Genomic DNA, 24,678 nt, shown 5'->3' on the forward strand with positions numbered 1-24,678 from the left:
AGAAACCTCGTCTGCACATGCCCACCAATGGACGCATACCAAGACGCAGCCGAGTAAGCTCAGTTCAAGAACAGACGAAACCCCCGCTCAAAAGGCGGGGGTTTTTCTATTCAGCGGCCTCTTTCTGTTGGGCCGAGGCCAGAAGTGTGGCCAGTTCCGGACGGCAGGATCCGCAATTGGTTCCGGCCTGTAGTGCCGCGCCAATGGCTTCGACCGAGATCAGACCTTGGGTCTCGATCGCTGTCAGGATCGTATTCACGCCAACATCAAAACACGAGCACAGGATTGGTCCCGGGTCCGGCATGTCTGGCGGGGCGCGGCCCGACAGCAGGCCCAGATCGGGCACCTGCGGCAGTGTCGCCAGATAGTCGCGCATCACTGCGACCGGTTGGGGTGAGACAAACAGCGCTGCGACCAGCCGTCCGTTCTGGTGGCAGGCCAGACGGGCCACGCCGCGGGCCGGGTCCTCAACCGCGGTGATTTCGGCATCCGGTAGCCCGAACAGGTCGCGGGCTGCGGCGTGCCAGTCTTCGATGGGGTCTAGCCCGGCCAGTTCCGCGCGATAGCCGGATTTCGTCGGGCTTTGCGCCCAGTAATCGCAGCTTGGGCTTATCTCCCGGTCGGAGACTGCGAACGCGTACCATGCGGCATTGAAGAGGGTGACATTGACGACCGATGCCTTGCTTTCTGGCTGGCCCGAGACTGGGTCGGTCGCCGCCGCCACCACCGCGTCGATGCGGGCCGAGGGCGCGGTCTCTCCGGTCCAGTGGATCGGGGCGAAGACCTGACCCTGGGTGACATCCCCGTTGATCCGCGCGCGCAGGATGGCTTTGCCGTGTGGACTTGTCACCGTGACCAGATCTGCGGTGGAAATCTTTTGCGACCGTGCGTCTTCCGGGTGAATATCCAGAAAAGGCTCGGGCAGATGGGCTGACAGGCGGGGGGATAACCCGCTGCGGGTCATTGTATGCCATTGATCGCGCAGCCGCCCGGTGTTCAGCCAGAACGGATAGCGTGGACTGGTTTTGGCTGCGGGCGGGCGCCATTTGACCGGCAACAGCCGGGCTTTGCCGTCGGGATGATAGAACTGCCCATCCGCGAAGAATCGCCCGCCCCGTCGCGCGGCGGTCACGGGCCAGCGTGTCGGTTCAAGTGCGTCGTAATCTGCGGCATTCAGGTCAGCGAGGCCCGAGATGTCGAAATCTTTGTCAAACTGTGCCGCCACACCAGACAGCGCTGCATGTTCGCGGAAAATCTCGCTAGGGCTTTGATAGTCAAAGGCCGAGGCCCAGCCCATCCGCCGCCCGACCTCGCATAGGATGTCCCAGTCGGCGCGGGCCTGCCCGGGGACGGGAAAAACCGCGCGCTGGCGGCTGATGGTGCGGTCGGAATTGGTGACGGTGCCGTCTTTCTCGGCCCAGGCCGAGGCGGGCAGCAGCACATCGGCCAGCCGTGCCGTGTCGGTCCGGTCGGTGATATCTGAAACCACAGTGAAGGGGCAGGCGGCGATGGCGTCGCGCACCGCGTCGGCCTCGGGCATGGACACGGCGGGGTTGGTGTGGATCACCCACAGCGCCTTGATCCGCCCGTCGCCGATGGCGCGGAACATATCAACCGCTTTCAGACCGGGGGCTTCAGGCATAGCGGACGCCGACCAGAAATCGCGCACCGCGGAGCGGTGGTCGGCGTTTTCGATATCCAGATGGCAGGCGAGCATGTTGGCGAGCCCACCAACCTCGCGCCCGCCCATGGCGTTGGGCTGGCCGGTCACGGACAGAGGGCCGCAACCCGGTTTGCCGATCCGACCCGTCGCAAGATGGCAGTTGAGGATCGCGTTGACCTTGTCACTGCCCGAGGTTGATTGGTTCACGCCCTGACTGAAAATGGTCACCACCTTTTCCGTGCCGGTCCACATGTCGCAGAATGTGGCGATATCTTCCGGGCTCAGCCCGGTGACCGAGACATCATCGGCCATTGCGCTGTTCAATGCCTCGGGAGTGCCAGTTGTGTGGGGCAGGAAGTCCACATCCACCAGCCCAAGGGCGTCGATCCGGGTCAGCAGGTGGTTGAACAGTGCCACATCGCTGCCCGCAGCCAGTGGCAGATGCAGGTCTGCGCTGTCGCAGGAGGCAGTGCGGCGCGGGTCGATCACCACGATCTTGGTGCCGCGCGCCTGCCGTGCCGCCATCAGGCGCTGGTACAGAACCGGGTGACACCAGGCCAAATTGGACCCAACCAGCACCACCAGATCGGCCTCGTCGATATCCTCATAGGTGCCGGGGACGGTGTCGGTGCCGAAGGCGCGTTTGTGCCCCGCCACAGTCGAAGCCATGCAAAGCCGCGAATTGGTGTCGATATTGGCCGAGCCGATGAAGCCTTTCATCAGCTTGTTGGCGACATAGTAATCCTCGGTCAGCAACTGGCCCGAGACATAGAAGGCCACCGAATCCGGCCCGTGATCCGCGATGGTGTCGCGAAACCGGTCGGCGACCAGCTGCAGCGCATCGTCCCAGCCGGTTTCGACACCCGAGACGCGCGGGGCCAGCAAGCGATGCGACAGGCCGATGGTCTCGGCCAGCGCGGAGCCTTTGGAACAGAGCCGCCCGTGATTGGCCGGATGGTCCGGGTCGCCGGTGACCGTCAGGCCTCCGGCACCGTCCGGCTGCAGCAGAACACCGCAGCCGACCCCGCAATAGGGGCAGGTTGAGCGCTTGGCGCAGGCGGTCAGATCCTTCACGCGGCGCTCCTTTGCCCAAGAGAGGTGCTGTCGAGCAGGATGCGGTCGCCATCCAGCTGCACCGGGTAGGTAGCAATCTGCCCTTCATCAGCGCCTTGGGCCTGACCGGAGTTCAGGTCGAACACCCAATTGTGCAGCGGGCAGGTGACGGACTGGCCGTGCACGATGCCTTCGGACAGCGGTCCGCCCTTGTGGGGGCAGCGGTCCGAGGCGGCAAAAACCTCATTCTCTGCCGTGCGGAACAGGGCGATGCAACCCACCGGGGTTTTCACCACACGCGCCCCGCGCAGGGGGATGTCGTCGATATGTCCGATGTCGATCCAGCTCATTCTGCGGCCTCCAGTGTCAGATCGGCCAGTGGCGCAAAGCGCGGGGCCTCTTTGGCCTGCTCGGCCCATGGGTCTTTGCGATAGATGGACTGGCTGAGTTCGAAGCGTTCAACCAGCGCGCGGCGGTTGTCGAGATCATCCACCACGGTTTCCTTGATCCAGTCGAGGCCGACCTTCGCCATCCATTTATACAGACGGTCCAGATACTTGCCGCCCTCGCGATAGGCTTGAGTGACGGCCATCACGACCTCGATGGCCTCGTCTTCGGTGGGGACTTGCACCAGCAATTCGGTTTCCTTGACGTCCATGCCCGCAGCACCACCGATGCTGATCTGATAGCCCGAGTCCACGCAGACGACACCGATGTCCTTACAGGTCGCCTCGGCGCAGTTGCGTGGACAACCCGAGACCGCCAGCTTCAGCTTGTGCGGCGTCCACGAGCCCCACAGGATTTTCTCAAGCTTCACGCCGAGGCCCGTGCTGTCTTGCGTGCCGAACCGGCAGTGATCGGTGCCGACGCAGGTTTTCACCGTGCGCAGACCCTTGGAATAGGCATGGCCCGAGACCAGCCCGGCCTTGTTCAGATCGGACCAGATGTAAGGCAGGTCAGACCCCTTCACGCCGAGCAGGTCGATGCGCTGTCCACCGGTGACCTTGACCGTGGGTACGTCGTATTTTTCGGCCGCGTCGGCAATGGCGCGCAGTTCCGCCGGGTTGGTGATGCCGCCCCACATACGGGGTACGACACTGAACGTGCCATCCTTCTGAATGTTGGCGTGTTTGCGTTCGTTGACGAAGCGGCTTTGCGGGTCGTCCTGATACTCCACTGGCCAGTCGGCGAGCAGGTAGAAATTCACCGCCGGACGGCAGACATGACAGCCGTTCAGGGTTTTCCAACCCAGTTCCTGCCAGACCGCTTCCTGACTTTTCAGCTCCTGCGATTTGATCAGGCGGCGGACGTCTTCATGGGTCAGATCGCAGCAGCCGCAGATGGGTTGCGCGGTAGGCATCTGGAAGTCGTCACCCAGCGTGACCTGCAACAACTGCTCAACCAGCCCGGTGCACGTCCCGCACGAGGCACTTGCCTTGGTGGTTGCGCGGATCGCACTCAGATCGGTAGCGCCGCCGTCGATGGCAGTGGTGATGTCGGATTTGCAGACGCCGTTGCAGCCACAGATTTCCGCCTCAGGCGGCAATGCTGCAACGGCTGAGAGAGGGTCCGCAGAGCCGCCCCCCTGATAGGCCGGGCCGAAGATCAGTGTCTCGCGCATCTCGGACACGTCCTCGCCATCGCGGATCAGGCCGAAGAACCAGTTGCTGTCACCGGTATCGCCATACATGACCGCGCCGACCAGCTTGTCACCTTCCAGCACCAGCCGTTTGTAGACGCCACGGGCCGGGTCGCGGAAGACGATATCTTCGCGTGTTTCGCCCTCGGCAAAGTCGCCTGCACTGAACAGGTCGCAGCCGGTGACCTTCAGCTTGGTGGACAGCGAGCGTTGCTTGAACGCGGCTTCTTCCCCCAGCAGGGTCCGCGCCAGCACCTTGGCTTGATCGTAAAGCGGCGCGACAAGGCCAAAAATCTCGCCTTGATGTTCGACGCATTCGCCAACGGCAAAGATATCCGCGTCCGAGGTGATCATCTGATCGTCCACATGGATGCCACGCCCGACGGCCAGCCCGGTCTCCTGCGCCAGTGCGGTGTTGGGGCGAATGCCCACAGCCATCACCAACAGGTCACAGGGCAATTCCGTGCCGTCCTCCAGCAGCAACGCACGGGCCTTGCCATCTTTACCCGCGATCTCGGTCGATTTGGCATTCAGCAGAACGGTGATGCCTTTTTCTTCCAGCGATTTCTTCAGTAGGTAGCCTGCAGCGGGGTCTAGCTGACGCTCCATCAGGTGGCCCATGATATGCACCACGGTCACATCCGCACCGCGCGCGGCCATGCCTGCGGCGGCCTCAAGGCCCAGCAAGCCGCCGCCGATCACGACGACCTTGTTGCCCGCGCCCATGCCCATCATCTGTTCGGTGTCTTCCAGATCGCGATAGGCGATCACGCCGTCCAGATCATGTCCCGGCATCGGGATCATGAAGGGGTTCGAACCGGTGCCGAAGATCAGCTTGTCGTAAGGAACATGACCGTTCTCGCCTTCGACTACTTTCAACTCGCGGTCGATTTTGACAACCTTCTCACCGAACCGGCAGGTAATGCCACGTTCGGCATACCAGGCGTCGTCATGGGTCACGATCTCTTCGTAAGTCTGATCACCTGCCAGAACCGGGCTGAGCATGATGCGGTTGTAATTTCCGCGCGGCTCGGCGTTGAACAGGGTGATGTCGAACGCATCGGGGGCGGCGTCGGTCAGATGCTCCAGCACCCGGCCCGAGGCCATGCCGGCTCCGATGACTACCAGTTTCTGTTTCATGTCATTCACTCCGCAGCAATGGCTTTGGGGGCAGGGGATTTGGGCTTGGGCTTTGCGCCGTGCTCGTATTCCTCGAGGAAATCCAACACCTCTTGCCGGTATTCGTAGTAATCGGGATGGGCCAGCAGCGCCTTGCGGGTGCGCGGGCGCGGCAGGTCGACATTGGTGATCTTGCCGATCGTGGCTTGCGGACCGTTGGTCATCATCACCACGCGGTCGGCCAGCAGGATCGCCTCATCGACATCATGGGTGACGCAGATGGTGGTGACTTTGGTGCGGGACCAGACCTCCATCAGCACTTCCTGCAGCTCCCAACGGGTGAGGCTGTCGAGCATCCCGAAGGGTTCATCCAGCAGCAACAGTTTCGGGCTGAGCGCAAAGGCGCGGGCAATGCCGACGCGCTGGCGCATCCCGTTCGACAGGTCAGCGGCGGACTTGTCCATCGCATCGGCAAGACCAACCCGCTCAAGGTAGTATTCCACCACGTCCTGACGCTCGGCCTGGCTGGCGCGCGGATAGACGCGGTCCACACCGACCGAGACGTTCTCTTTCGCGGTCAGCCATGGGAACAGCGAGGGCGACTGGAACACCACGGCACGTTCGGGATCGGCGCCTTCAACATGGCGGCCATCCAGTTTGATCGCGCCTTTCGATATCTCGTTCAGACCGGCAGCCATGGTCAGCACGGTGGATTTGCCGCAGCCCGAATGGCCGATCAGCGAGATGAACTCACCGCGATTGAGCTTGAGGTTGAAATCCTCGACCACAGTCAGCGGGCCTTTGGGCGTGGGATAGATCTTGTGCAACTGGCTGAAATCCAGATAGCGTTCGTCGATCAGGCCGGTCTGCGCCTCTTTCACCGCAGCAGGTACACCGTGGATCGGGGTCACGTCGGGTAGGGTCTTGGTGCCTTCGACCTTGGCCTCGATGCCCACATCCATCAGGTATTTGGTGACCTCGCCGCGCAGCGCCTTGAACTTCTCATCATGGTTCATGGCCGAGCGGTCGCGGGGGCGGGGGATCGAGACCTTGAACTCGGTCCCCAAGGTGCCATCGGGGTTCAGCGGGATGATGCGGTCGGCCAGCAGGATCGCTTCGTCCACGTCATTGGTGATCAGAACACAGGTCTTGCGGTTCTCTTCCCAGATCTTTTCGATTTCTTCCGCCAGATTGCCACGGGTCAGCGCGTCCAGCGCCGACAAGGGTTCGTCCAACAGCAGGACCTCGGGGTCCATCGCCAAAGCACGGGCCACGTTCACCCGCTGCCGCATCCCGCCCGACAGTTCAGCCGGGCGACGGGTTGCGGCGTGGCTTAGGCCGACCATGCGGATGTAGTGGGCGACCTTTTCCTCTTTCTCAGCCTTGGGCATCTTGGGAAAGACCGCATCCACGGCCAACCGTACATTGCCCGTCACCGTCAGCCACGGCATCAGCGAGTAGTTTTGGAAGATCACCCCCCGTTCCGGCGCAGGGCCAGTGATTGGAGCGTCGCGGAAGGAGACGCTGCCCTTGGTCGGGAACTCGATCCCCGCCATCAGGTTGATCAGAGTGGTCTTGCCGGTGCCGGAAAAGCCCAGCAGAACCACGAACTCGCCTTCCTGAACCGAGAGGTTGATGTCTTTCAGCACATCCGTCGCGGCGGTACCGGTGCCGAAGGATTTGCTGACGTTCTTGAATTCCATCACAGCCATGTCGATCACCGGTTGTTCGAGAAGGTGAACAGCGACTGCAGCGCGTACATCACGCGGTCCAGCAGGAAGCCGATGATGCCGATGGTGAACACAGCCACCATGATCTTGGCCAGCGAGCTGGAGGAACCGTTCTGGAACTCATCCCAGACGAACTTGCCCAGTCCGGGGTTTTGCGCCAGCATCTCGGCGGCGATCAGGACCATCCAGCCGACACCCAGTGACAGGCGCAGACCGGTGAAGATCAGCGGCAGGGCCGAGGGCAGCACCAGCTTGGTAATCTTGGTATAGGTGTTCATTTTCAGAACTTTGGAGACGTTCACCAGATCCTTGTCGATTGACGCCACACCCAGCGAGGTGTTGATCAGCGTAGGCCACAGCGAACACAGCGTCACGGTGATGGCCGAGATCAGGAAGGACTTGGCGAACCAGCCGTCATTGGTGACATAAACGGCCGAAACGATCATCGTCACAATCGGCAGCCAGGCCAGCGGTGAAACCGGTTTGAAAATCTGGATCAGCGGGTTCAGCGCGGCATTTGCGGTGGGCGACAGGCCTGCCGCGATGCCCAGCGGAACGGCCACGATTGTGGCGATCAGAAAGCCGAAGAACACCGTTTTGATCGAGGTCCAGATCTGGTTGTAATAGCTCGGCGCGCCGGTATAGGCGACTTCTTTGACCTTCTCAGGCTGACCTGCATCGATGAATTTCTGGTTCCGCTTTTCGACCATCACCTCGAACTTGGCCTTCTTGGCGGCTTTGGCCTGGGCGTCCTGATGCAAGCTGACAGCTTCGGACCAGACCTGAGCCGGTCCGGGGACAGCCCCAAGCGAGGTCTGCACCTTCGGCGCCAGCGTGCCCCAAAGCAGCAAGAACGCGCAGATGGCCAGCAGTGGCACGGCCAGCAGACGCCAGATTTCACCCATCTGGGCGCGGGGGTTGTCGCCCGCGGCGGCGCGCAGAACAGGGGTGATCCAGGACAAGCCCAGAACCTGAAACCATTTGTCGGCGGCGTTGATTCGGGTGAACAGGCGGGCCTTGCGGGCCTCGCGTTCAGCCTCATTTGATAGCGTATCGTGGTCGATGGCGGTCATCTTGCGGTCTCCTGGCCCGGATAAGTGCCCGGGCGGGGTGGAATTCTGTTGATGTGGAAGACCCCGGCCATTCAGGCCGGGGAGAAGGCCTTAGCCCTGAACTTCGGCGCCGACGACGACCTGCTCGCCCTTCAGGCCAATCGGCAGGCTTTGCAGGTAGGCGTTGGGCTGGCGGGCGTCATAGGGAATGCCGTCGATGATATCCTCAGCCGGCGTCGGAGCTTTGTAGCCGTCGCTGTCCCAGGGGAAGTCGGCCTCATTCGCCAGACCTTCGTCCACCAGCATGCGGGCGGCGTCCAGATAGATGTCCGGGCGATAGACGGACTTGGCGACCTCGTCATACCACGCGTCCGTCTGCGGCTCGGCGATCTGGCCCCAGCGGCGCATCTGGGTCAGGTACCAGATGGCGTCGGAATAGAACGGGTAGGTCGCGTTATAGCGGAAGAACACGTTGAAATCGGGCACTTCGCGCTTATCGCCTTTTTCATATTCGAATGTCCCGGTCATCGAGTTCGCGATCACGTCGTAGTCGGCACCCACATATTCCGGCTGGCTCAGCATCTCGACCGCGGCGGGGCGGTTGGCGTTGTCATTCTCGTCCAGCCAGATCGCGGCGCGGATCAGAGCCTTGGTGACGGCGCGGGTGGTGTTGGGATATTCCTCGGCGAAGTCGGCGGTGATGCCGAAGACCTTTTCGGGGTTGTTTTTCCACAGCTCATAATCGGTGATCACCGGAACACCGATGCCCTTGAACACCGCTTGCTGGTTCCACGGCTCACCCACGCAGTAACCATAGATGGTGCCCGCTTCCAAAGTTGCAGGCATCTGCGGTGGAGGCGTCACCGACAGGAAGACGTCCGCGCCAATCTGGCCGGTCACGTCTTCGGGGCTGTAGTAACCCGGGTTCAGACCACCAGCGGCCAACCAGTAGCGCAGCTCGTAATTGTGGGTCGAGACCGGAAAGACCATGCCCATGTTGAACGGCTTGCCTTCGGCTTTGTATTTCTCGACCACCGGAGCCAGGGCTTCGGCTGAAATCGGGTGTTGCGGGCGGCCGTCTTCCATCACCGGGATGTTCGGCTTCATCTCTTCCCAGATCTCGTTCGACACGGTGATACCGTTGCCGTTCAGGTCCATCGAGAAGGGGGTGACGATGTGCGCCTCGGTGCCATAACCGATGGTCGCGGCCAGCGGCTGTCCGGCCAGCATATGCGCGCCGTCCAGCTGCCCGTCGATCACGCCGTCCAGCAGAACCTTCCAGTTGGCTTGCGCCTCAAGCGTCACGAACAGGCCTTCGTCCAGGAAGTAGCCGTTCTCATAAGCCACGGCCAACGGGGCCATGTCGGTCAGTTTGATAAAGCCGAAGGTCAGCTCGTCTTTTTCCAGTTCCAGCGTCTCGGCCATGGCCGGGCTGATCAGGGCGGTGGTGGCGACAAGGCCTGCAAGGAATTTCTTCATGTGGGTCTGTCCCTTTTCTTGGTCCCGGGGATCCCGGGGGTGAAAAACAAAAAAGCCGCTGCACGCTCTGACCGGGAGGAGGTGGCCAGAGTGTGAGCGGCTTTGCTCAGTCGATCCCAAACTTTGGGAAGAAGTACATCGACACACGCCATTGCGTGCCGTTGAGATCAGATTCGAAGAAACCCGGGTGCGGCTCAAGAAGTTTTGCTGCAATGCGGCGTGATTTTCTGCGAATGCGCTGTATGGCGCCGGGGGCTGCCTAATTTTTAGGCGTCAGATATCCTGAGGGTCAAAAATGCGCCCGTCCAGAAACGCGTCCCGCTTCAGCGACAATTGCCCATTATGCGAGGCAACGGGGGTGGTTTCCCGAATCGCGCCTTCGAGTTTTTCCGACGCGCCGGGCAGGTCGGCCCCGATATCGGCCAGTTGATTGCGGTAGATATCGCTGCGGAAAACGCTGCCCGCCTGCGCCCGCGCCAGATGCGGGTCCAAGCCGTACCGTGCGGCCAAACGCTGGGCGATCCACTTGGCCTGACTGCGCCATGGAAAGTTCGCCGCCCCGTCGTGGAATTCAAGGAAACCCGGTACCTCGCGCTGCTCCGCCTGCCCCGAGATGGTGAATCGACCCGACAAGGCCCGATCAATCAACTCCGACGGCAGGTTCAGGTAGGCGTCGCGCGCCAGTATCTCAGCGGCGGCGGTTTGGCTGCCCGGCTGACCCAGCCAGCGCCCGGCCCGCCAGACGGCCCGCATCAGCTTGCCCAGCAGATGCGGTTCGGTCTCGGCCCATTCGGTGCGCACGGCCAGCACCTTTTCGGGGGCAAAGGCCCAGATCGCCTGACCGGGCAGTAACAGCGCCCCCGCCTGCGATTCCACCGCGACCGAGCCCCAGGGCTCGCCCACGCAGAACGCATCCACATCCCCTTCGGCCAGCGCCTGCGCCATCAGTGGCGGGGGAATGGTGCGTACCTCGACCCCGACCGCTGACAATTCGGTGGCCTCAAGCCAGCAATGCAGCAGTTCCACATGCAGCGAGAACGGGAAGGGCACGCCAAACACCAAAGGCCGGTCCGCGACCGAGGCCAGTGCCGCAGCGGCCTTGAACGGATCGTGGAAGTCGAACCCATAGCCCGTCTCGCGCAGGCGGATTTCCAAAGCGCGGCTGACGCCGATGACGTCTCCGTTCACTGACAGGACCGAGACCGCGGACAAGGGTTGCGTCACTCCGCCCAGTCCCAGCGCCATTGCGACGGGCACCGGCGACAGCAAATGCGCCGCGTCCACTCGGCCAAATGCCAGCATATCGCGCACCGACGACCACGAGGGTGCGGCTATCAGCTCCAGCTCGACCCCTTCGGCGCGGGCGAGACCCATCTCATGCGCCACGATCAGAGGCGCGGCATCGACCAATGGCACATAGGCGACGGGCAGGGTGACCGCATTCATGACAGCAGCCCCGACGCAGTGACCAGCGCCTCGGCCACGTCGGCGACGCGGCGGCCCTGATCCATGGCGGCCTTACGCAACAGGGCATAGGCCTCTTCCTCCTCGATCCCGCGCGCCTTCATCAGCAACCCCTTGGCGCGGTCGATCACCTTGCGTTCTTCCAACGCGCGTTTGGTCTCGGCCAATTCGCGGCGCATCTGGCGGACAATCTGAAAGCGGGCAATGGCGGCGTCCAGTACCGGTTTCAACCGGTCGGGCTGCATACCGTCCACCACATAGGCGGACAGCCCGGCCTCGATCGCGGTTGAGGCCAAATCCCCCGCTGCGCCCGACACGAACATCGCCACCGGGCGCTCCAACGGCCCCGAGGCCAGCGTCAGCTCCTCCAGCATGTCGCGGGTAGGATTGTCGATATCGATCAGCACCACATCGGGCACCAGCGCCGCGATCTTGCGTGCAAGGCTCGAGACATTGCCGATCACATGCACATCATAGGACCCCGACGCTTTCAGCGCGTCGACGATAGCAATCGCGCGTTCGCGGTCTTCTTCTACAACGACAATGGTCAGCGTGTCTGGCATTGCTTCTTTTCACCGGCGCGTTGCTTGTTCACAAGAGATCGGGCGCGATTCTGTCCATGTCCCGCCGGCACTGCCTAAAAAACAGTCAAATGCCTGGGGCGTGGCCTCCGGAAGCCATCGATTTGCCGCCTATCGGAAACTTGTGACCGCAAGCGACACGAATGAAGTCGTCGTTTTCTGCTCCCAAAGCGTCTTTTTTGCTTGCTGCACCGCGGCGCGCTTTCTAGGTGTTGAGGTGGGACACCCCTCCCCAACGAGGGGCGTGTATCTGGAAGGGTAATACACATGACCATCGAACAACCGGCAACGCGGCCGGCGAATCCGCGTTTTTCCTCTGGCCCCTGCGCCAAACCCCCCACATTTGAACTGTCCAAACTGGCCGACGCTGCATTGGGTCGATCGCACCGTGCCGCGGTCGGCAAGGACAAGCTGAAAGCGGCCATCGAAGGCACGCGCGAAGTGCTGGGCATTCCGGCGGACTACAAGATCGGCATCGTTCCCGCCTCGGACACCGGCGCGGTCGAGATGGCGCTGTGGTCGCTGCTGGGCGAACGCAAGGTCGAGATGCTGGCTTGGGAAAGCTTTGGGTCCGGTTGGGTCACCGACGTAGTCAAGCAGCTGAAGATCGACGCCGAGGTCAAAACCGCGGATTACGGTCAGATCGTGGATCTGGCATCCATCGATTTCGCCAATGATGTTGTGTTCACGTGGAACGGCACCACTTCGGGCGTTCGGGTTCCCAATGGCGACTGGATCGCGGATGACCGTCAGGGTTTGACGATCTGTGACGCGACATCGGCAGCTTTTGCGATGGACCTGCCTTGGGACAAATTAGATGTGACCACGTTCAGCTGGCAGAAAGTGCTGGGCGGAGAAGCGGCTCATGGCATGCTGATCCTGTCGCCCCGCGCGGTGGAACGGCTGGAGAGCTATACCCCCGCATGGCCTCTGCCCAAGATTTTCCGCCTGACCAAAGGCGGCAAGCTGATCGACGGTATTTTCACTGGTGCAACAATCAACACGCCGTCCATGCTGGCGGTCGAGGATTACCTGTTCGCACTGGACTGGGCGCGCTCGGTCGGTGGCCTGCAAGGGCTGATCGCCCGTGCCGATGCCAATGCCGGTGCGGTGCACGCGTTCTGTGATCAGAATGACTGGATCGCCAATCTGGCCGAGGATGCGGCGACGCAATCGAACACCTCGGTTTGCCTGAAGTTCACCGATCCGCGCATTCAGGACGGTGTCACTTTCGCCAAGGCCGTGGCCAAACGGCTTGAGGTCGAGAATATCGCGCTGGACATCGGCGCCTATCGCGACGCGCCTGCGGGCCTGCGCATCTGGTGCGGCGGGACGGTCGAGACCTCGGATATCGAGGCGATGCTGCCCTGGCTGGCCTGGGCCTTTGAGGCCGAGATCGCGGCGCAAACCGAAGCCGCCTGACCTATTCCACCGGGCCATATCTGGCCCGGGCTTCCCATACAATTCAAGGACCAGAGAATATGGCCCCCAAAGTACTCGTATCTGACAAGCTCAGTGAAACCGCCGTGCAGATCTTCCGCGATCGCGGCATCGACGTGGATTTCATGCCCGATCTGGGCAAGGACAAGGACAAGCTGGCCGAGGTGATCGGTCAGTATGACGGCCTTGCCATCCGCTCGGCCACCAAGGTCACGCCGACCATTCTGGAAAAAGCGGACAACCTGAAGGTCATCGGCCGCGCCGGGATCGGCACCGACAATATCGACAAGGAAGCGGCCTCGAAAAAAGGTGTGATCGTGATGAACACACCCTTTGGCAACATGATCACCACAGCCGAGCACGCCATTGCGATGATGTTCGCCGTGGCGCGGCAAATCCCCGAGGCCAGCACCTCGACCCATGCGGGTAAGTGGGAAAAGTCCAAGTTCATGGGGATCGAGCTGACCAACAAGACCCTCGGGGTCATTGGTGCGGGCAACATTGGCGGTATCGTCTGTGAACGCGCGCTGGGCCTGAAGATGAAAGTCGTCGCCTATGATCCCTATCTGGGCGAAGAGAAAGCGGCCAAGATGGGGGTCGAGAAGGTCGAGCTGGACGAACTTCTGTCCCGCGCCGATTTCATCACCCTGCACGTGCCGCTGACCGATCAGACCCGCAATATCCTCAGCCGTGAGAACCTCGCCAAGACCAAGAAGGGCGTTCGCATCATCAACTGTGCCCGTGGTGGACTGGTCGACGAAGGGGCGCTGGCGGAGGCGCTGACTTCCGGTCATGTTGCGGGCGCGGCCTTTGACGTATTCAGCGAGGAACCGGCGAAGGACAACGCCCTGTTCAATCTACCGAACGTGGTTTGCACGCCTCACCTTGGTGCTGCAACGACCGAGGCGCAGGAAAACGTGGCGCTGCAAGTGGCCGAGCAGATCTCGAACTATTTGCTGACCGGGGCGGTGGAAAACGCGCTGAACATGCCCAGCGTCACCGCCGAAGAGGCCAAGGTCATGGGGCCGTGGATCAAGCTGGCGGGTCATCTGGGCAGCTTCATTGGCCAGATGACGGATGAGCCGGTGCAAGCGATCAACATCCTCTATGACGGTGTGGCCGCTGAAATGAACCTGGCCGCGCTGAACTGTGCCGTCGTCGCCGGGATCATGAAAAAGTTCAACCCCGAGGTGAACATGGTCTCGGCCCCTGTGGTGGCGAAAGAGCGCGGGATCAAGATCTCGACCACCAATCAGGACAAGTCCGGTGTCTTTGATGGCTATATCAAGGTCACCGTGGTCACCGACAAGCGCGAACGCTCGATTGCTGGCACCGTGTTCAGCGACGGCAAACCGCGTTTCATCCAGATCAAAGGCATCAATATCGATGCCGAGGTGGGCGCGCATATGCTGTACACCACTAACGAAGACGTGCCGGGTATTATTGGTACTCTGGGACAGACCATGGGCGAAAACGACGTGAACATCGCCAACTTTACCCTCGGCCGGTCCGAGGCGGGTGGTGAGGCTATCGCGTTGCTTTACGTGGATGAACCGGTTCCGGCCGAGGCGCGCGCCAAGCTGGCGGAAACTGGCCTGTTCACCCAGATCAAGCCGCTGGAGTTCGATGTCGCCTGAGCGGTGTTGAAATTCTGAGACAATCCGTACCCGCGCCGCCCAAGGCGCGGGTATTTTCTTTTCCGGCGACCGGAAACGCGCCACAAGCAGGGTATTCACTTTGACCGAGGATTTTTCATGACCTCCCCCATCTACGCCGTTGGCGACATTCACGGTCAGCTTGGCATGCTGGAACACGCGCTGCGCCTGATTGAGCAGGACGGCGGGCCGGATGCGCGGATTGTGTTTCTTGGGGATTATGTGGACCGCGGCCCCGACAGTCGTGGTGTGTTGGACCTGCTGATCGAAGGGCAGCGCGCGGGTCGCAACTGGATCATGGTCAAGGGCAACCACGACCGGATGATGGCCCGGTTCGTGCAGGATTGTGAGATTGCCGACAATCGCCTGCCGATCACGCTCAGTTGGCTCCACCCGCGTCTGGGAGGGCGGGAAACACTGGCCTCATACGGCGTTGAGGTCGTGGATGAAGACCGCATCTTTCAGGTCAACGAACGCGCTTGCGCCGCGGTGCCACCCGAACATATCGACTTCATCAATGCGCTGCCCCTGTATCATCAGGAGGGTGTGCTGCTATTCGTTCACGCGGGCATCCGCCCCGGCATTCCGCTGGAACAACAGGCCGAGGACGATCTGGTCTGGATCCGCCACGAGTTTCTGCGTGACCCCGGCCCGCATCCGTGGCTGGTGGTACACGGGCATACGCCAGTGGACCGGGCCGAACATTGCAGCATCCGGATCAATCTGGATGCGGGTGCGGGCTATGGCCGTCCGCTGGCCACGGCGGTGTTCGAAGGCCGCGATTGCTGGCTGCTGACCGAGGCGGGACGGGTGCCGCTGACCCCTAGCCCTTGGTGAACAGGTCCTTGTAGTCCTCGCGCAGGATGTTCTTCTGCACCTTGCCCATGGTGTTGCGCGGCAGTTCATCCAGCACGATCAGCTTGCGGGGATGTTTAAACCGGGCCAATGCGTCCTGCACATCGGCCAGAATGGCCTCGGGGTCGGGGCTCTGTCCCGGCTCGGGCACCAGAATACCCACCGGGGTTTCGCCGAAATCCGGGTGCGGCACACCGATCACCGCGCTTTCCAGCACGCCGGGCTGGTCGTCCAATACCAATTCGACCTCTTTGGGATAGATGTTGTAGCCGCCCGAGATGATCACATCTTTGCCGCGACCAACGATATGGACATAGCCGTCTTCGTCCACCCGCCCCAGATCGCCGGTGATAAAGAACCCGTCTGGCCGCAGTTCGGCGGCAGTTTTCTCGGGCATCTGCCAATAGCCCTCGAATACGTTCGGGCCGCGCACCTCTATCATGCCGATTTCACCCTGCGGCAGGGTTTCCCCGGTTTCGGGATCAGTGACCTTCATGTCCACATCTGGCAGGGGGAAGCCCACCGTGCCGGCGCGCCGCTCACCCTCATAGGGGTTCGAGGTGCTCATGTTGGTTTCGGTCATGCCATAGCGTTCAAGGATGCGGTGGCCGGTACGGGTTTCAAACCGTTCATGGGTTTCAGCCAGCAACGGGGCTGAGCCTGAGATGAACAGCCGCATGTGTCGCGCCAGATCGCCATTAAAACGATCATCGTTCAGCAAGCGGGTATAGAAGGTTGGCACCCCCATCATCGAGGTTGCCTGCGGCATCAGGCGCAGCATGTCCTCAAGGTCGAATTTCGGCAGAAAGATCATCGACCCGCCCGAGGCCAGCACCACATTAGTCGCCACAAACAGCCCGTGGGTGTGAAAGATCGGCAGCGCGTGCAGCAGCACGTCATCGGCTGTGAACCGCCATTCCTGCACCAGCGTCTCGGCGTTCGATAGCAGGTTGGCCTGTGTCAGCATCGCGCCTTTGGATCGCCCGGTTGTGCCCGAGGTGTACAGGAACGCGGCTAGGTCATCCTCAGCGCGGCGAACAGGCTCGAACGCAGGCAACATGCCCATGGAGCGCCGCATCAGGCTGCCGGACCCGTCGGCGTTCAGTGTCTCTAACCTTGCGTTCTGGGACGCGGCGATGGGTGCCAGACCTTCGGCCTTTGTGTCATCACACACAACTAGCTTGGCGCCGCTGTTTTCGATGAAATACTGCAACTCGGCCGTGGTGTATCCGGTGTTGAGCGGCAGAAAGATCAGCCCGGTCTGAGCGCAGGCGGCATAGAGCGCCAGCGCCTCGGGTGATTTTTCAACCTGCACCGCCACCCGTTCGCCGGGTTCCAGCTCATACCCGGTCAGCGCATTAGCGATCCGCGCGGCCATATCCAGAAAGGCGGCATGGGTCAGGGTCTGACCATCGGGCAGGTGCAGAAATGGAGTGCTCTTTCCCGCGTGAATGCCAAACAGCCGGTCATAAAGCGGGTTGCCCATGTCGTTATTCCTTTGCGCCTGCTCAATACGGGGCTGAATCTGTCCCGGATTGGTTAGACGGTAAAGCGGAAATCGGGCTGGGGATCAGAATTCCGTGGTCATCCGGTAGCCTGCGGCAAAGAACATCTTAGCAAATGTTACCGGTTCCCCTTGCAGCCATGTGATCCGCTCGCCGGTAAAGACCGGCTCGCCCTCGGGGACGTCCAAAAATCCCGCAATCGTGGCATCGGCGCGGCTGGCCAGAAAGCTCAACTCGACATTGGTGAAGGGCACCGTCTGGATCAGCCATTCATTCGGTCCGAGCTTCGAGAAATCGGCTTGCTCCACCTGCGGGACCGAGGCGGTGACGATCCAGCGGTCCTCGTACTGAAACGGGGTGTTGCCGTTGAAATGCATACAGCGCACATGCACCACGTTTTGCCCCGGTGCCAGGGCCAGACGGGCGCTGAGCCACTCGGGCGCAGGCTCTGAGACAGAGGAAACCAGCGCATAGCGATAGGTGCCGCCCAGTGCCTCGACTTCATCCCGGACCATGGGGATGGTAAAGCGCGCCTGCCGCTGCGGGGCGCTTGCTACGCGCGTGCCGGCCTTGCGGCGACGTTCCAGATAGCCCTCGTCGGCCAGCTCCCGCAGGGCCCGATTGACCGTGGTGCGGGTGCAGGAAAACTCGACCGCAAGCTCCTGTTCGTTGGGCAGCAGCGCATCGGGTTGCCATTCGCCGGACCGGATGCGCGCCAGCACGGTCTGCTTGATGTCTTTGTAACTGGTTGTATCACTCGATTGAGGCATGGCGCAGCTTTAGACCGAGGCCAACAGGTCCGCAATCGCGGATCGGTAAGCGGGGATGATCCGGTCGCGGGCAACATGACGGCCCTGTTTCACCCTATGCCGCCCAGCAGACCACAGATCGGTAACCAGCCCGTCGGGTGCGGCGAAACACAGCCCGTCCAACAGCTGATCATCGCTGAGCGCGCAGAGAGTCGGGTGGTCGCGGTTAATTGCCACCAGATCGGCCAGCTTGCCCTCGGCAATCTCACCCGCGTTGCGCCCAAGGGCCTGCGCGCCTCCCAGTGCTGCCTTAGTGTAAAGCGCGTGACCAACCGACCCCTCGCTGACCAGAACAGCCCGCTGCTGTTCACGCAAGCGTTGTGAATATTCCAGTGTGCGCAGTTCTTCGGGCAGAGAGATCCTAATATTAGAGTCTGAACCAATCCCAAAACGACCACCTTCAGCGACATATTCAGCGCCGTTGAAGATTCCGTCGCCCAGATTGGCCTCGGTGATTGGACACAGACCAGCGACGGCCCCCGACCGGGCCAGAGCGGTGGTTTCGGCGTCGGTCATGTGGGTCGCGTGGATTAGGCACCACCGTGCGCCTAGCGGCACATTGTCCAGAAGCCAAGCCACCGGGCGCTGACCCAGCATGGCCTGAACATCGGTGACCTCCTGCACTTGTTCGGCGATGTGGATATGCACGGGGCCTTCGGGTGTGGCCCTTAGCACCTCGGTCAGATCCGTGGGCGAGGTCGCGCGCAGAGAATGTGGCGCAATTCCCAATTTAGAGTCTGTTTCTGGCAATGCAGGGCGGCAATCATCGACCAGTTCGAGGAACCGCGCCACATCGTTGCCGAACCGCAGCTGCCCGCCCGAAAGGGCCTCCTGTTTGACGCCGCCATAGGTGTAGAGCACGGGCAGATGGGTCAGACCGATCCCCGTTTGCTGTGCGGCGGCGAAAATGCGTTGGCTGAGTTCTGACAGTTGGTCATAGGGCGCACCGCCGGGTTGGTGATGGACATAGTGGAACTCACCAACCGAAGCGTACCCAGCCTCCTGCATCTCCATGAACACCAGCGCGGCGATGGCTTCGATCTGCTCCGGCGTCAGACGGTCCAGAAAGCGGTACATCAGGTTGCGCCAGGTCCAGAAACTCTCGCGCCCGGCCGCTCGGGTTTCGGTCATCCCGGCCATGGCCCGCTGAAAAGCGTGGGAGTGCAGGTTCCCCAGGGCGGGCAACAGCACATCGACCCGCTCGTCCCCGGGCTCAGCGTTTGCTTGTGTCTGTATGTGTCGGATGCGTCCCTGATCGATCTCGATCCGCACATCATGAACCCAATCAGAGCCTAATAAGGTTGTTTTTGCGTGGATAGGCATTTCGGTTCCAATTTGTGTAGACTTTATACTTTTACAAGTATACGAAAAAAACAAGCAAGAGGGGAGCCGAAAAGAATCGCCATGACCAGAAAATCGGTCCTTACCAGCGCCGCGATGGCCACGATGTCCGTGGGCGATACGCCCTATGGGCTCTGCCGGGATGCGGCGATTGCCATTGATGGCGCAGATATCGTCTGGGCCGGAAAGAAAGGGGCCTTGCCCGCCGACTACGCCAGTTGGCCGGTTGAGGATTTCGGCACCCGGCTGATCACGCCCGCCCTGATCGATGCCCACACCCACGTGGTGTTCGGCGGCAACCGTGCGACAGAGTTCGAGATGCGCTTGAACGGGGCCTCGTATGAGGAAATTGCGCGCGCAGGCGGCGGTATCCTGTCAACGGTGAACGCTACGCGGTCGGCCAGCGAAGAAGAGCTACTTGTCGACGCTCTGGCCCGGGTGGATGCGCTGATGGATGAAGGCGTCTGCAGCATCGAGGTCAAATCCGGCTATGGGCTGGATACGGAAACTGAACTCAAGATGCTGCGCGTGGCCCGTCGGATCGGCGAAGCCCGTCCGATCCGGGTCAGAACCAGCTTTCTGGGCGCACATGCGGTACCGCCCGAATATGCAAACCGGGCCGATGCGTATATCCAGGAGGTCTGTATCCCGACGCTGCGCGCCGCCCATGCCGAAGGGCTGGTAGACGCGGTGGACGGGTTCTGCGAAGGGATTGCCTTCACTCCTGCCCAGATCGCACAGGTGTTCGATGTGGCGCAAGAACTGGGCCTGCCGGTAAAACTCCATGCCGAGCAACTGTCCAATCTGGGTGGCGCCCGGCTGGCGGCCTCGTACGGCGCCTTGTCGGCGGATCATATCGAGTATCTGGATACCGAGGGCGTGACGGCCATGGCGCAGGCAGGTTCCGTGGGAGTTCTGCTGCCAGGTGCGTTCTATACGCTGCGGGAAACGCAGGTGCCTCCGGTTGATTTGCTGCGTCAGCATCGAGTGCCGATGGCGCTGGCAACGGATTGCAATCCCGGTTCTTCGCCGCTGACTTCGTTGCTGCTGACGATGAACATGGGCTGCACGTTGTTCCGTATGACGCCCGAGGAGGCTCTGTCCGGTGTCACCCGCAACGCCGCGCGCGCGTTGGGGATCAGCGATGCGGGCACGATTATGCCAGGCCAGCGGGCGGATCTGGCGGTTTGGAACGTCGCACATCCGGCCGAGCTGTCCTATCGCGTTGGCTTCAACCCTCTGCACAAACGACTATTTGGAGGGCTGGAATGACGCCTCTGTCTTTGCAACCCGGTCAGGTGACGTTGGCACAACTGGCCCAGGTTTATTGGGAACAACCCGCCGTTTCGCTGGACCAAGAGTGTAAGCCCGCTGTCGAGGCGGCGGCGCGGCGCATTCAGGCCGCCGCTCAGGGCGAGGCTGCGGTGTATGGTGTCAACACAGGCTTCGGCAAACTGGCCAGCCACAAGATCGCACCCGAAGATACCTCGACTCTGCAGCGCAACTTGATCCTCAGCCATTGTTGCGGTGTCGGTCCTGCCGTGCCCCGCCGCGTGGCCCGGCTGATGATGACGCTCAAGTTGTTGTCCTTTGGCCGCGGCGCCTCGGGTGTGCGGTGGGAGTTGGTCGAGCTGCTGCAGCAGATGCTGGCGCGCGGCGTCACACCCGTGATCCCGGCGCAGGGGTCCGTGGGCGCGTCGGGGGATCTGGCACCGCTGGCCCACATGACCGCAGTGATCATCGGTGCGGGTGAGGCCGAGGTGAACGGCGACATCCAGCCGGGCGCTCAGGCGCTGAATTCTGTGGGGTTAGAGCCGATTCAACTGGGTCCTAAGGAAGGTTTGGCCTTCATCAACGGCACTCAGTTTTCAACCGCTTTCGCGCTGGCTGGTCTGTTCGACGCCTGGAGCACGGCGCAAAGCGCGTTGGTAATTTCGGCTCTGTCGACCGATGCGATCATGGGGTCCACCGCGCCTCTGCGGCCCGAAATCCACACTCTGCGCGGCCATCGCGGCCAGACCGAGGCCGCCAGCGCCATGCGCGCCGTTCTGGCCGGGTCGGAAATCCGGGAAAGTCACCGGGAAGGCGACACGCGCGTGCAGGACCCGTATTGCATCCGTTGTCAGCCGCAGGTCACCGGAGCGGCTATGGATGTCATGCGTCAGGCCGCTGCAACGCTTGAGATCGAGGCCAACGCCGCCACTGACAATCCTCTGGTTCTTGAGGATGGGATCGTCTCGGGCGGCAATTTCCATGCCGAACCCGTCGGCTTTGCCGCCGATATGATCGCGCTGGCCCTGTCCGAGATCGGGGCAATTGCCCAGCGGCGTATTGCGCTGATGGTGGATCCGACGCTCAGCTTTGATCTGCCGCCCTTCCTGACCCCAGAACCGGGGCTGAATTCGGGTCTGATGATCGCCGAGGTGACAACCGCTGCGCTGATGAGCGAGAACAAGCATCTGGCAAATCCCTGCGTCACCGACAGCACCCCAACTTCGGCCAATCAGGAGGATCACGTCTCGATGGCTGCCCATGGCGCGCGGCGTCTGACCCGCATGGTCGAGAACCTGAACTACATTCTGGGGGTCGAACTGCTCTGCGCGGCACAAGGGGTTGAATTTCGGGCGCCGCTGAGCACCAGCGATCCGCTGCAGCAGGTCATAGCGCGGGTGCGGGCGGACATTCCCGCGCTGGCCGAGGATCGCTATCTGGCACCAGATTTGGAGGCCGTAAAACTATTGGTGACCGACGGCGCGATCCTTGGTGCCGTGAACACCCCAATGCCGGAGCTGATGTGATGCAGGTGGTCAGCGTAGAGCGCGGGGACAGCCCGATTGTGCTGGGCCAGCCCCATGGCGGGACCTTCGTGCCCGATGACATTGCTGCCCGCTTCAATGACACAGGGCGCGCGCTGGCGGACACGGATTGGCACATAAAGAGGCTCTATGAAGGGATTTTGGACGATGCGACCGTGGTACAATCCCATGTCCATCGCTATGTCATCGACGCCAATCGCGATCCCGAGGGGGTGTCGCTTTATCCCGGACAGAACACAACGACGCTGGTGCCTTTGACCGATTTCGACGGACAGTCGATCTGGCAGGATGGCCAGGAACCCTCGGTCGACGAGATCGACCAGCGACGACAGGCCTATCACGCGCCCTACCACGCGGCGCTTGCCGAGGAACTGCAGCGCGTGCGCGACCGTCATGGTGTGGCGATCCTGTTCGATTGTCACTCGATCCGCAGCCGTATTCCTTACCTGTTCGAAGGCACTTTGCCAGATATGAATATCGGAACGGATGGCGGCGCGACTTGCTCGCTCAAAATAGAGTCTATTTCAAAGAAATTAGCAGATTCCTCCCCCTATAGCACCGTCCTGAACGGCCGGTTCCGGGGCGGATGGACCACGCGCCACTATGGCCGCCCGGCCGAAGGCATACACGCCATTCAGATGGAGTTGGCGCAGTCCACCTATCTGACCACTGAGGCTGCGCCTTGGAGCTATGACACCGCCAAAGCCGACCGCCTGCGCCGCTGGTTGCGCGACATTCTGAATGCCATCCAAGACACCGCATTGGAGCTTACGCCATGACCGACCCCCGCAAGAATACCCGCGATATCTTTCCGCCGACCGGCCCTGAGCTGAATGCCAAGAGCTGGGTGACCGAGGCGCCTCTGCGGATGCTGATGAACAACCTGCACCCCGATGTGGCCGAAAACCCGCATGAGTTGGTGGTCTATGGCGGCATCGGTCGCGCCGCGAGGACGTGGAAGGATTTCGATACTATTGTGGCTGGTTTGAAGGATTTGGAGGAGGACGAGACTCTGATCGTCCAATCCGGCAAACCCGTTGCGATCATCCGCACGCATAAGGATGCGCCGCGAGTGCTGATCGCCAACTCCAACCTTGTTCCGCACTGGGCGACCTGGGACCATTTTAACGAGCTCGATAAGAAGGGCCTGATGATGTACGGCCAGATGACCGCTGGCTCGTGGATCTATATCGGCACGCAGGGCATTGTTCAGGGCACCTATGAAACCTTTGCCGAAGCCGGACGGCAGCACTATGGCGGCGATCTGACCGGCAAGTGGATTCTGACTGGGGGCCTTGGCGGCATGGGCGGCGCGCAGCCGCTTGCCGCCGTGTTCGCCGGGGCTTGCTGTCTTGCGGTCGAATGCAACCCGGACAGCATCGATTTCCGCCTGCGGACGAAATACCTCGATGAAAAGGCGGAAACGCTGGACGAAGCTTTGGCGATGATCGACCGCTGGACCAAGGCGGGCGAGGCAAAATCGGTTGGTCTGCTGGGCAATGCCGCCGAGGTTTTCCCCGAGATTTACCGCCGCATGGCCGAGGGCGGGATGCGCCCCGATATCGTCACTGACCAGACCAGTGCCCATGATCCGATCAACGGGTATTTGCCCTTGGGTTGGACGATGGCGCAATGGCGTGAAAAGCGGGAAACAGACCCTAAAACAGTGGAAAAGGCCGCGCGGGCTTCGATGAAGCAGCACGTGGCGGCGATGGTCGATTTCTGGAACGCAGGCGTGCCGACGCTGGATTACGGCAACAACATCCGGCAGGTGGCGCAGGATGAAGGGTTGGAGAACGCCTTTGCTTTCCCCGGCTTTGTACCCGCCTATATCCGCCCGCTGTTCTGCAAGGGAATTGGTCCGTTCCGCTGGTGCGCCCTGTCCGGTGATCCCGAGGATATCTACAAGACCGACGCAAAGATGAAGGAGCTATTCCCCGAGAACGAGCACCTGCATCGTTGGCTCGACATGGCGCAGGAGCGGATCGCGTTTCAGGGCCTGCCCGCCCGTATCTGCTGGATCGGGCTGGGGGATCGTCACCGCGCCGGGTTGGCCTTCAACGAAATGGTCGCCAATGGCGAGTTGAAAGCACCCGTTGTCATTGGTCGCGACCATCTGGATAGCGGCTCGGTCGCCAGCCCTAACCGTGAAACCGAGGCGATGCTGGACGGCTCGGACGCGGTCTCTGATTGGCCTTTGCTGAACGCGTTGATCAACACCGCCAGCGGCGCGACCTGGGTATCGCTGCATCACGGCGGCGGGGTCGGTATGGGGTTCAGCCAGCACGCGGGCGTGGTGATCTGTGCCGACGGCACCGAAGATGCCGCCCGGCGGCTGGAGCGGGTCCTGTGGAACGATCCGGCCTCGGGCGTGTGGCGACATGCGGATGCGGGGTACGAGATTGCCAAGGACTGCGCCCGCGCACATGGTCTGCGCCTGCCCGGCATCCTGGGGTAGGTGCATAAGGTCTCTGGTG

18 protein-coding genes are annotated in these 24,678 nt (G+C 61.7%); 7 read left to right on the plus strand and 11 right to left on the minus strand.

Annotation, left to right across the window (positions count from 1 at the left end; all coding sequences use genetic code 11):
- Positions 1 to 106 precede the first annotated feature (106 nt).
- From GOX63_RS20035 to GOX63_RS20070, 8 genes are all read right to left on the minus strand, one after another.
- On the minus strand, positions 107 to 2,737 hold the full coding sequence (locus GOX63_RS20035) for a molybdopterin-dependent oxidoreductase (protein WP_170328019.1): 2,631 nt from the start codon (positions 2,735 to 2,737) through the stop codon (positions 107 to 109).
- Positions 2,734 to 3,066, minus strand: coding sequence for a nitrite reductase small subunit NirD (nirD, locus tag GOX63_RS20040; RefSeq protein WP_170328020.1), 333 nt, complete (start codon positions 3,064 to 3,066; stop codon positions 2,734 to 2,736). The genes GOX63_RS20035 and nirD overlap by 4 nt, the downstream gene beginning before the upstream one ends.
- Positions 3,063 to 5,495: a nitrite reductase large subunit NirB gene (gene nirB, locus GOX63_RS20045; RefSeq protein ID WP_170328021.1), complete on the minus strand. Its 2,433-nt coding sequence runs from the start codon at positions 5,493 to 5,495 to the stop codon at positions 3,063 to 3,065. Before nirB ends, nirD begins: the two co-directional genes overlap by 4 nt.
- A gap of 5 nt (positions 5,496 to 5,500) precedes the next feature.
- Positions 5,501 to 7,186, minus strand: coding sequence for an ABC transporter ATP-binding protein (locus GOX63_RS20050; protein ID WP_170328022.1), 1,686 nt, complete (start codon positions 7,184 to 7,186; stop codon positions 5,501 to 5,503).
- A gap of 5 nt (positions 7,187 to 7,191) precedes the next feature.
- Entirely contained in the window at positions 7,192 to 8,277 is a 1,086-nt protein-coding gene (locus GOX63_RS20055; protein WP_170328023.1) for an ABC transporter permease, read from the minus strand.
- 90 nt (positions 8,278 to 8,367) lie between these two features.
- Positions 8,368 to 9,735: a CmpA/NrtA family ABC transporter substrate-binding protein gene (locus tag GOX63_RS20060; protein WP_170328024.1), complete on the minus strand. Its 1,368-nt coding sequence runs from the start codon at positions 9,733 to 9,735 to the stop codon at positions 8,368 to 8,370.
- 273 nt (positions 9,736 to 10,008) lie between these two features.
- Positions 10,009 to 11,181 (minus strand): ABC transporter substrate-binding protein, encoded by a 1,173-nt coding sequence (locus tag GOX63_RS20065; RefSeq protein ID WP_170328025.1) that lies wholly within the window; start codon positions 11,179 to 11,181, stop codon positions 10,009 to 10,011.
- Positions 11,178 to 11,762 (minus strand): ANTAR domain-containing response regulator, encoded by a 585-nt coding sequence (locus tag GOX63_RS20070; protein ID WP_170328026.1) that lies wholly within the window; start codon positions 11,760 to 11,762, stop codon positions 11,178 to 11,180. Before GOX63_RS20070 ends, GOX63_RS20065 begins: the two co-directional genes overlap by 4 nt.
- A gap of 285 nt (positions 11,763 to 12,047) precedes the next feature.
- Between GOX63_RS20070 and GOX63_RS20075 the strand changes: the two genes are divergently transcribed.
- The 3 genes from GOX63_RS20075 to GOX63_RS20085 all read left to right on the plus strand — a co-directional run bounded on the left by GOX63_RS20075 (position 12,048) and on the right by GOX63_RS20085 (position 15,712).
- The gene (locus tag GOX63_RS20075) at positions 12,048 to 13,202 is read left to right on the plus strand and encodes a phosphoserine transaminase (protein WP_170546968.1); all 1,155 of its coding nucleotides are present in this window, start codon (positions 12,048 to 12,050) and stop codon (positions 13,200 to 13,202) included.
- A 59-nt stretch (positions 13,203 to 13,261) separates the two neighbouring features.
- Complete coding sequence (gene serA / locus GOX63_RS20080) at positions 13,262 to 14,857, plus strand: phosphoglycerate dehydrogenase (RefSeq protein ID WP_170328028.1); 1,596 nt, start codon at positions 13,262 to 13,264, stop codon at positions 14,855 to 14,857.
- Positions 14,858 to 14,974: 117 nt separating this feature from the next.
- The gene (locus GOX63_RS20085; protein WP_170328029.1) at positions 14,975 to 15,712 is read left to right on the plus strand and encodes a metallophosphoesterase family protein; all 738 of its coding nucleotides are present in this window, start codon (positions 14,975 to 14,977) and stop codon (positions 15,710 to 15,712) included.
- Here GOX63_RS20085 and GOX63_RS20090 read toward each other — a convergent pair.
- The 3 genes from GOX63_RS20090 to GOX63_RS20100 form a co-directional block, all read right to left on the minus strand.
- A complete protein-coding gene (locus GOX63_RS20090; RefSeq protein WP_170328030.1) occupies positions 15,699 to 17,216 on the minus strand; it encodes a malonate--CoA ligase in 1,518 nt (505 codons plus the stop codon). The genes GOX63_RS20085 and GOX63_RS20090 overlap by 14 nt on opposite strands.
- Positions 17,217 to 17,300: 84 nt before the next feature.
- Complete coding sequence (locus GOX63_RS20095; RefSeq protein ID WP_170328031.1) at positions 17,301 to 18,005, minus strand: GntR family transcriptional regulator; 705 nt, start codon at positions 18,003 to 18,005, stop codon at positions 17,301 to 17,303.
- A gap of 9 nt (positions 18,006 to 18,014) precedes the next feature.
- Complete coding sequence (locus GOX63_RS20100) at positions 18,015 to 19,367, minus strand: formimidoylglutamate deiminase (RefSeq protein WP_170328032.1); 1,353 nt, start codon at positions 19,365 to 19,367, stop codon at positions 18,015 to 18,017.
- An 81-nt stretch (positions 19,368 to 19,448) separates the two neighbouring features.
- Here GOX63_RS20100 and hutI point away from each other — a divergent pair, with 81 nt between their 5' ends.
- From hutI to hutU, 4 genes are read left to right on the plus strand one after another with little or no spacing between them, the layout of a single operon-like run.
- Positions 19,449 to 20,657, plus strand: coding sequence for an imidazolonepropionase (gene hutI, locus GOX63_RS20105; RefSeq protein ID WP_170328033.1), 1,209 nt, complete (start codon positions 19,449 to 19,451; stop codon positions 20,655 to 20,657).
- On the plus strand, positions 20,654 to 22,183 hold the full coding sequence (hutH, locus tag GOX63_RS20110; protein WP_170328034.1) for a histidine ammonia-lyase: 1,530 nt from the start codon (positions 20,654 to 20,656) through the stop codon (positions 22,181 to 22,183). The genes hutI and hutH overlap by 4 nt, the downstream gene beginning before the upstream one ends.
- Positions 22,183 to 22,980, plus strand: a complete 798-nt coding sequence (hutG, locus tag GOX63_RS20115; protein ID WP_170328035.1) for an N-formylglutamate deformylase — start codon at positions 22,183 to 22,185, stop codon at positions 22,978 to 22,980. The genes hutH and hutG overlap by 1 nt, the downstream gene beginning before the upstream one ends.
- A complete protein-coding gene (gene hutU, locus GOX63_RS20120; RefSeq protein ID WP_170328036.1) occupies positions 22,977 to 24,659 on the plus strand; it encodes a urocanate hydratase in 1,683 nt (560 codons plus the stop codon). Before hutG ends, hutU begins: the two co-directional genes overlap by 4 nt.
- Positions 24,660 to 24,678: the final 19 nt, after the last annotated feature.

It is taken from the genome of Ruegeria arenilitoris (assembly GCF_013031355.1).
Lineage (GTDB): Bacteria > Pseudomonadota > Alphaproteobacteria > Rhodobacterales > Rhodobacteraceae > Ruegeria > Ruegeria arenilitoris_C.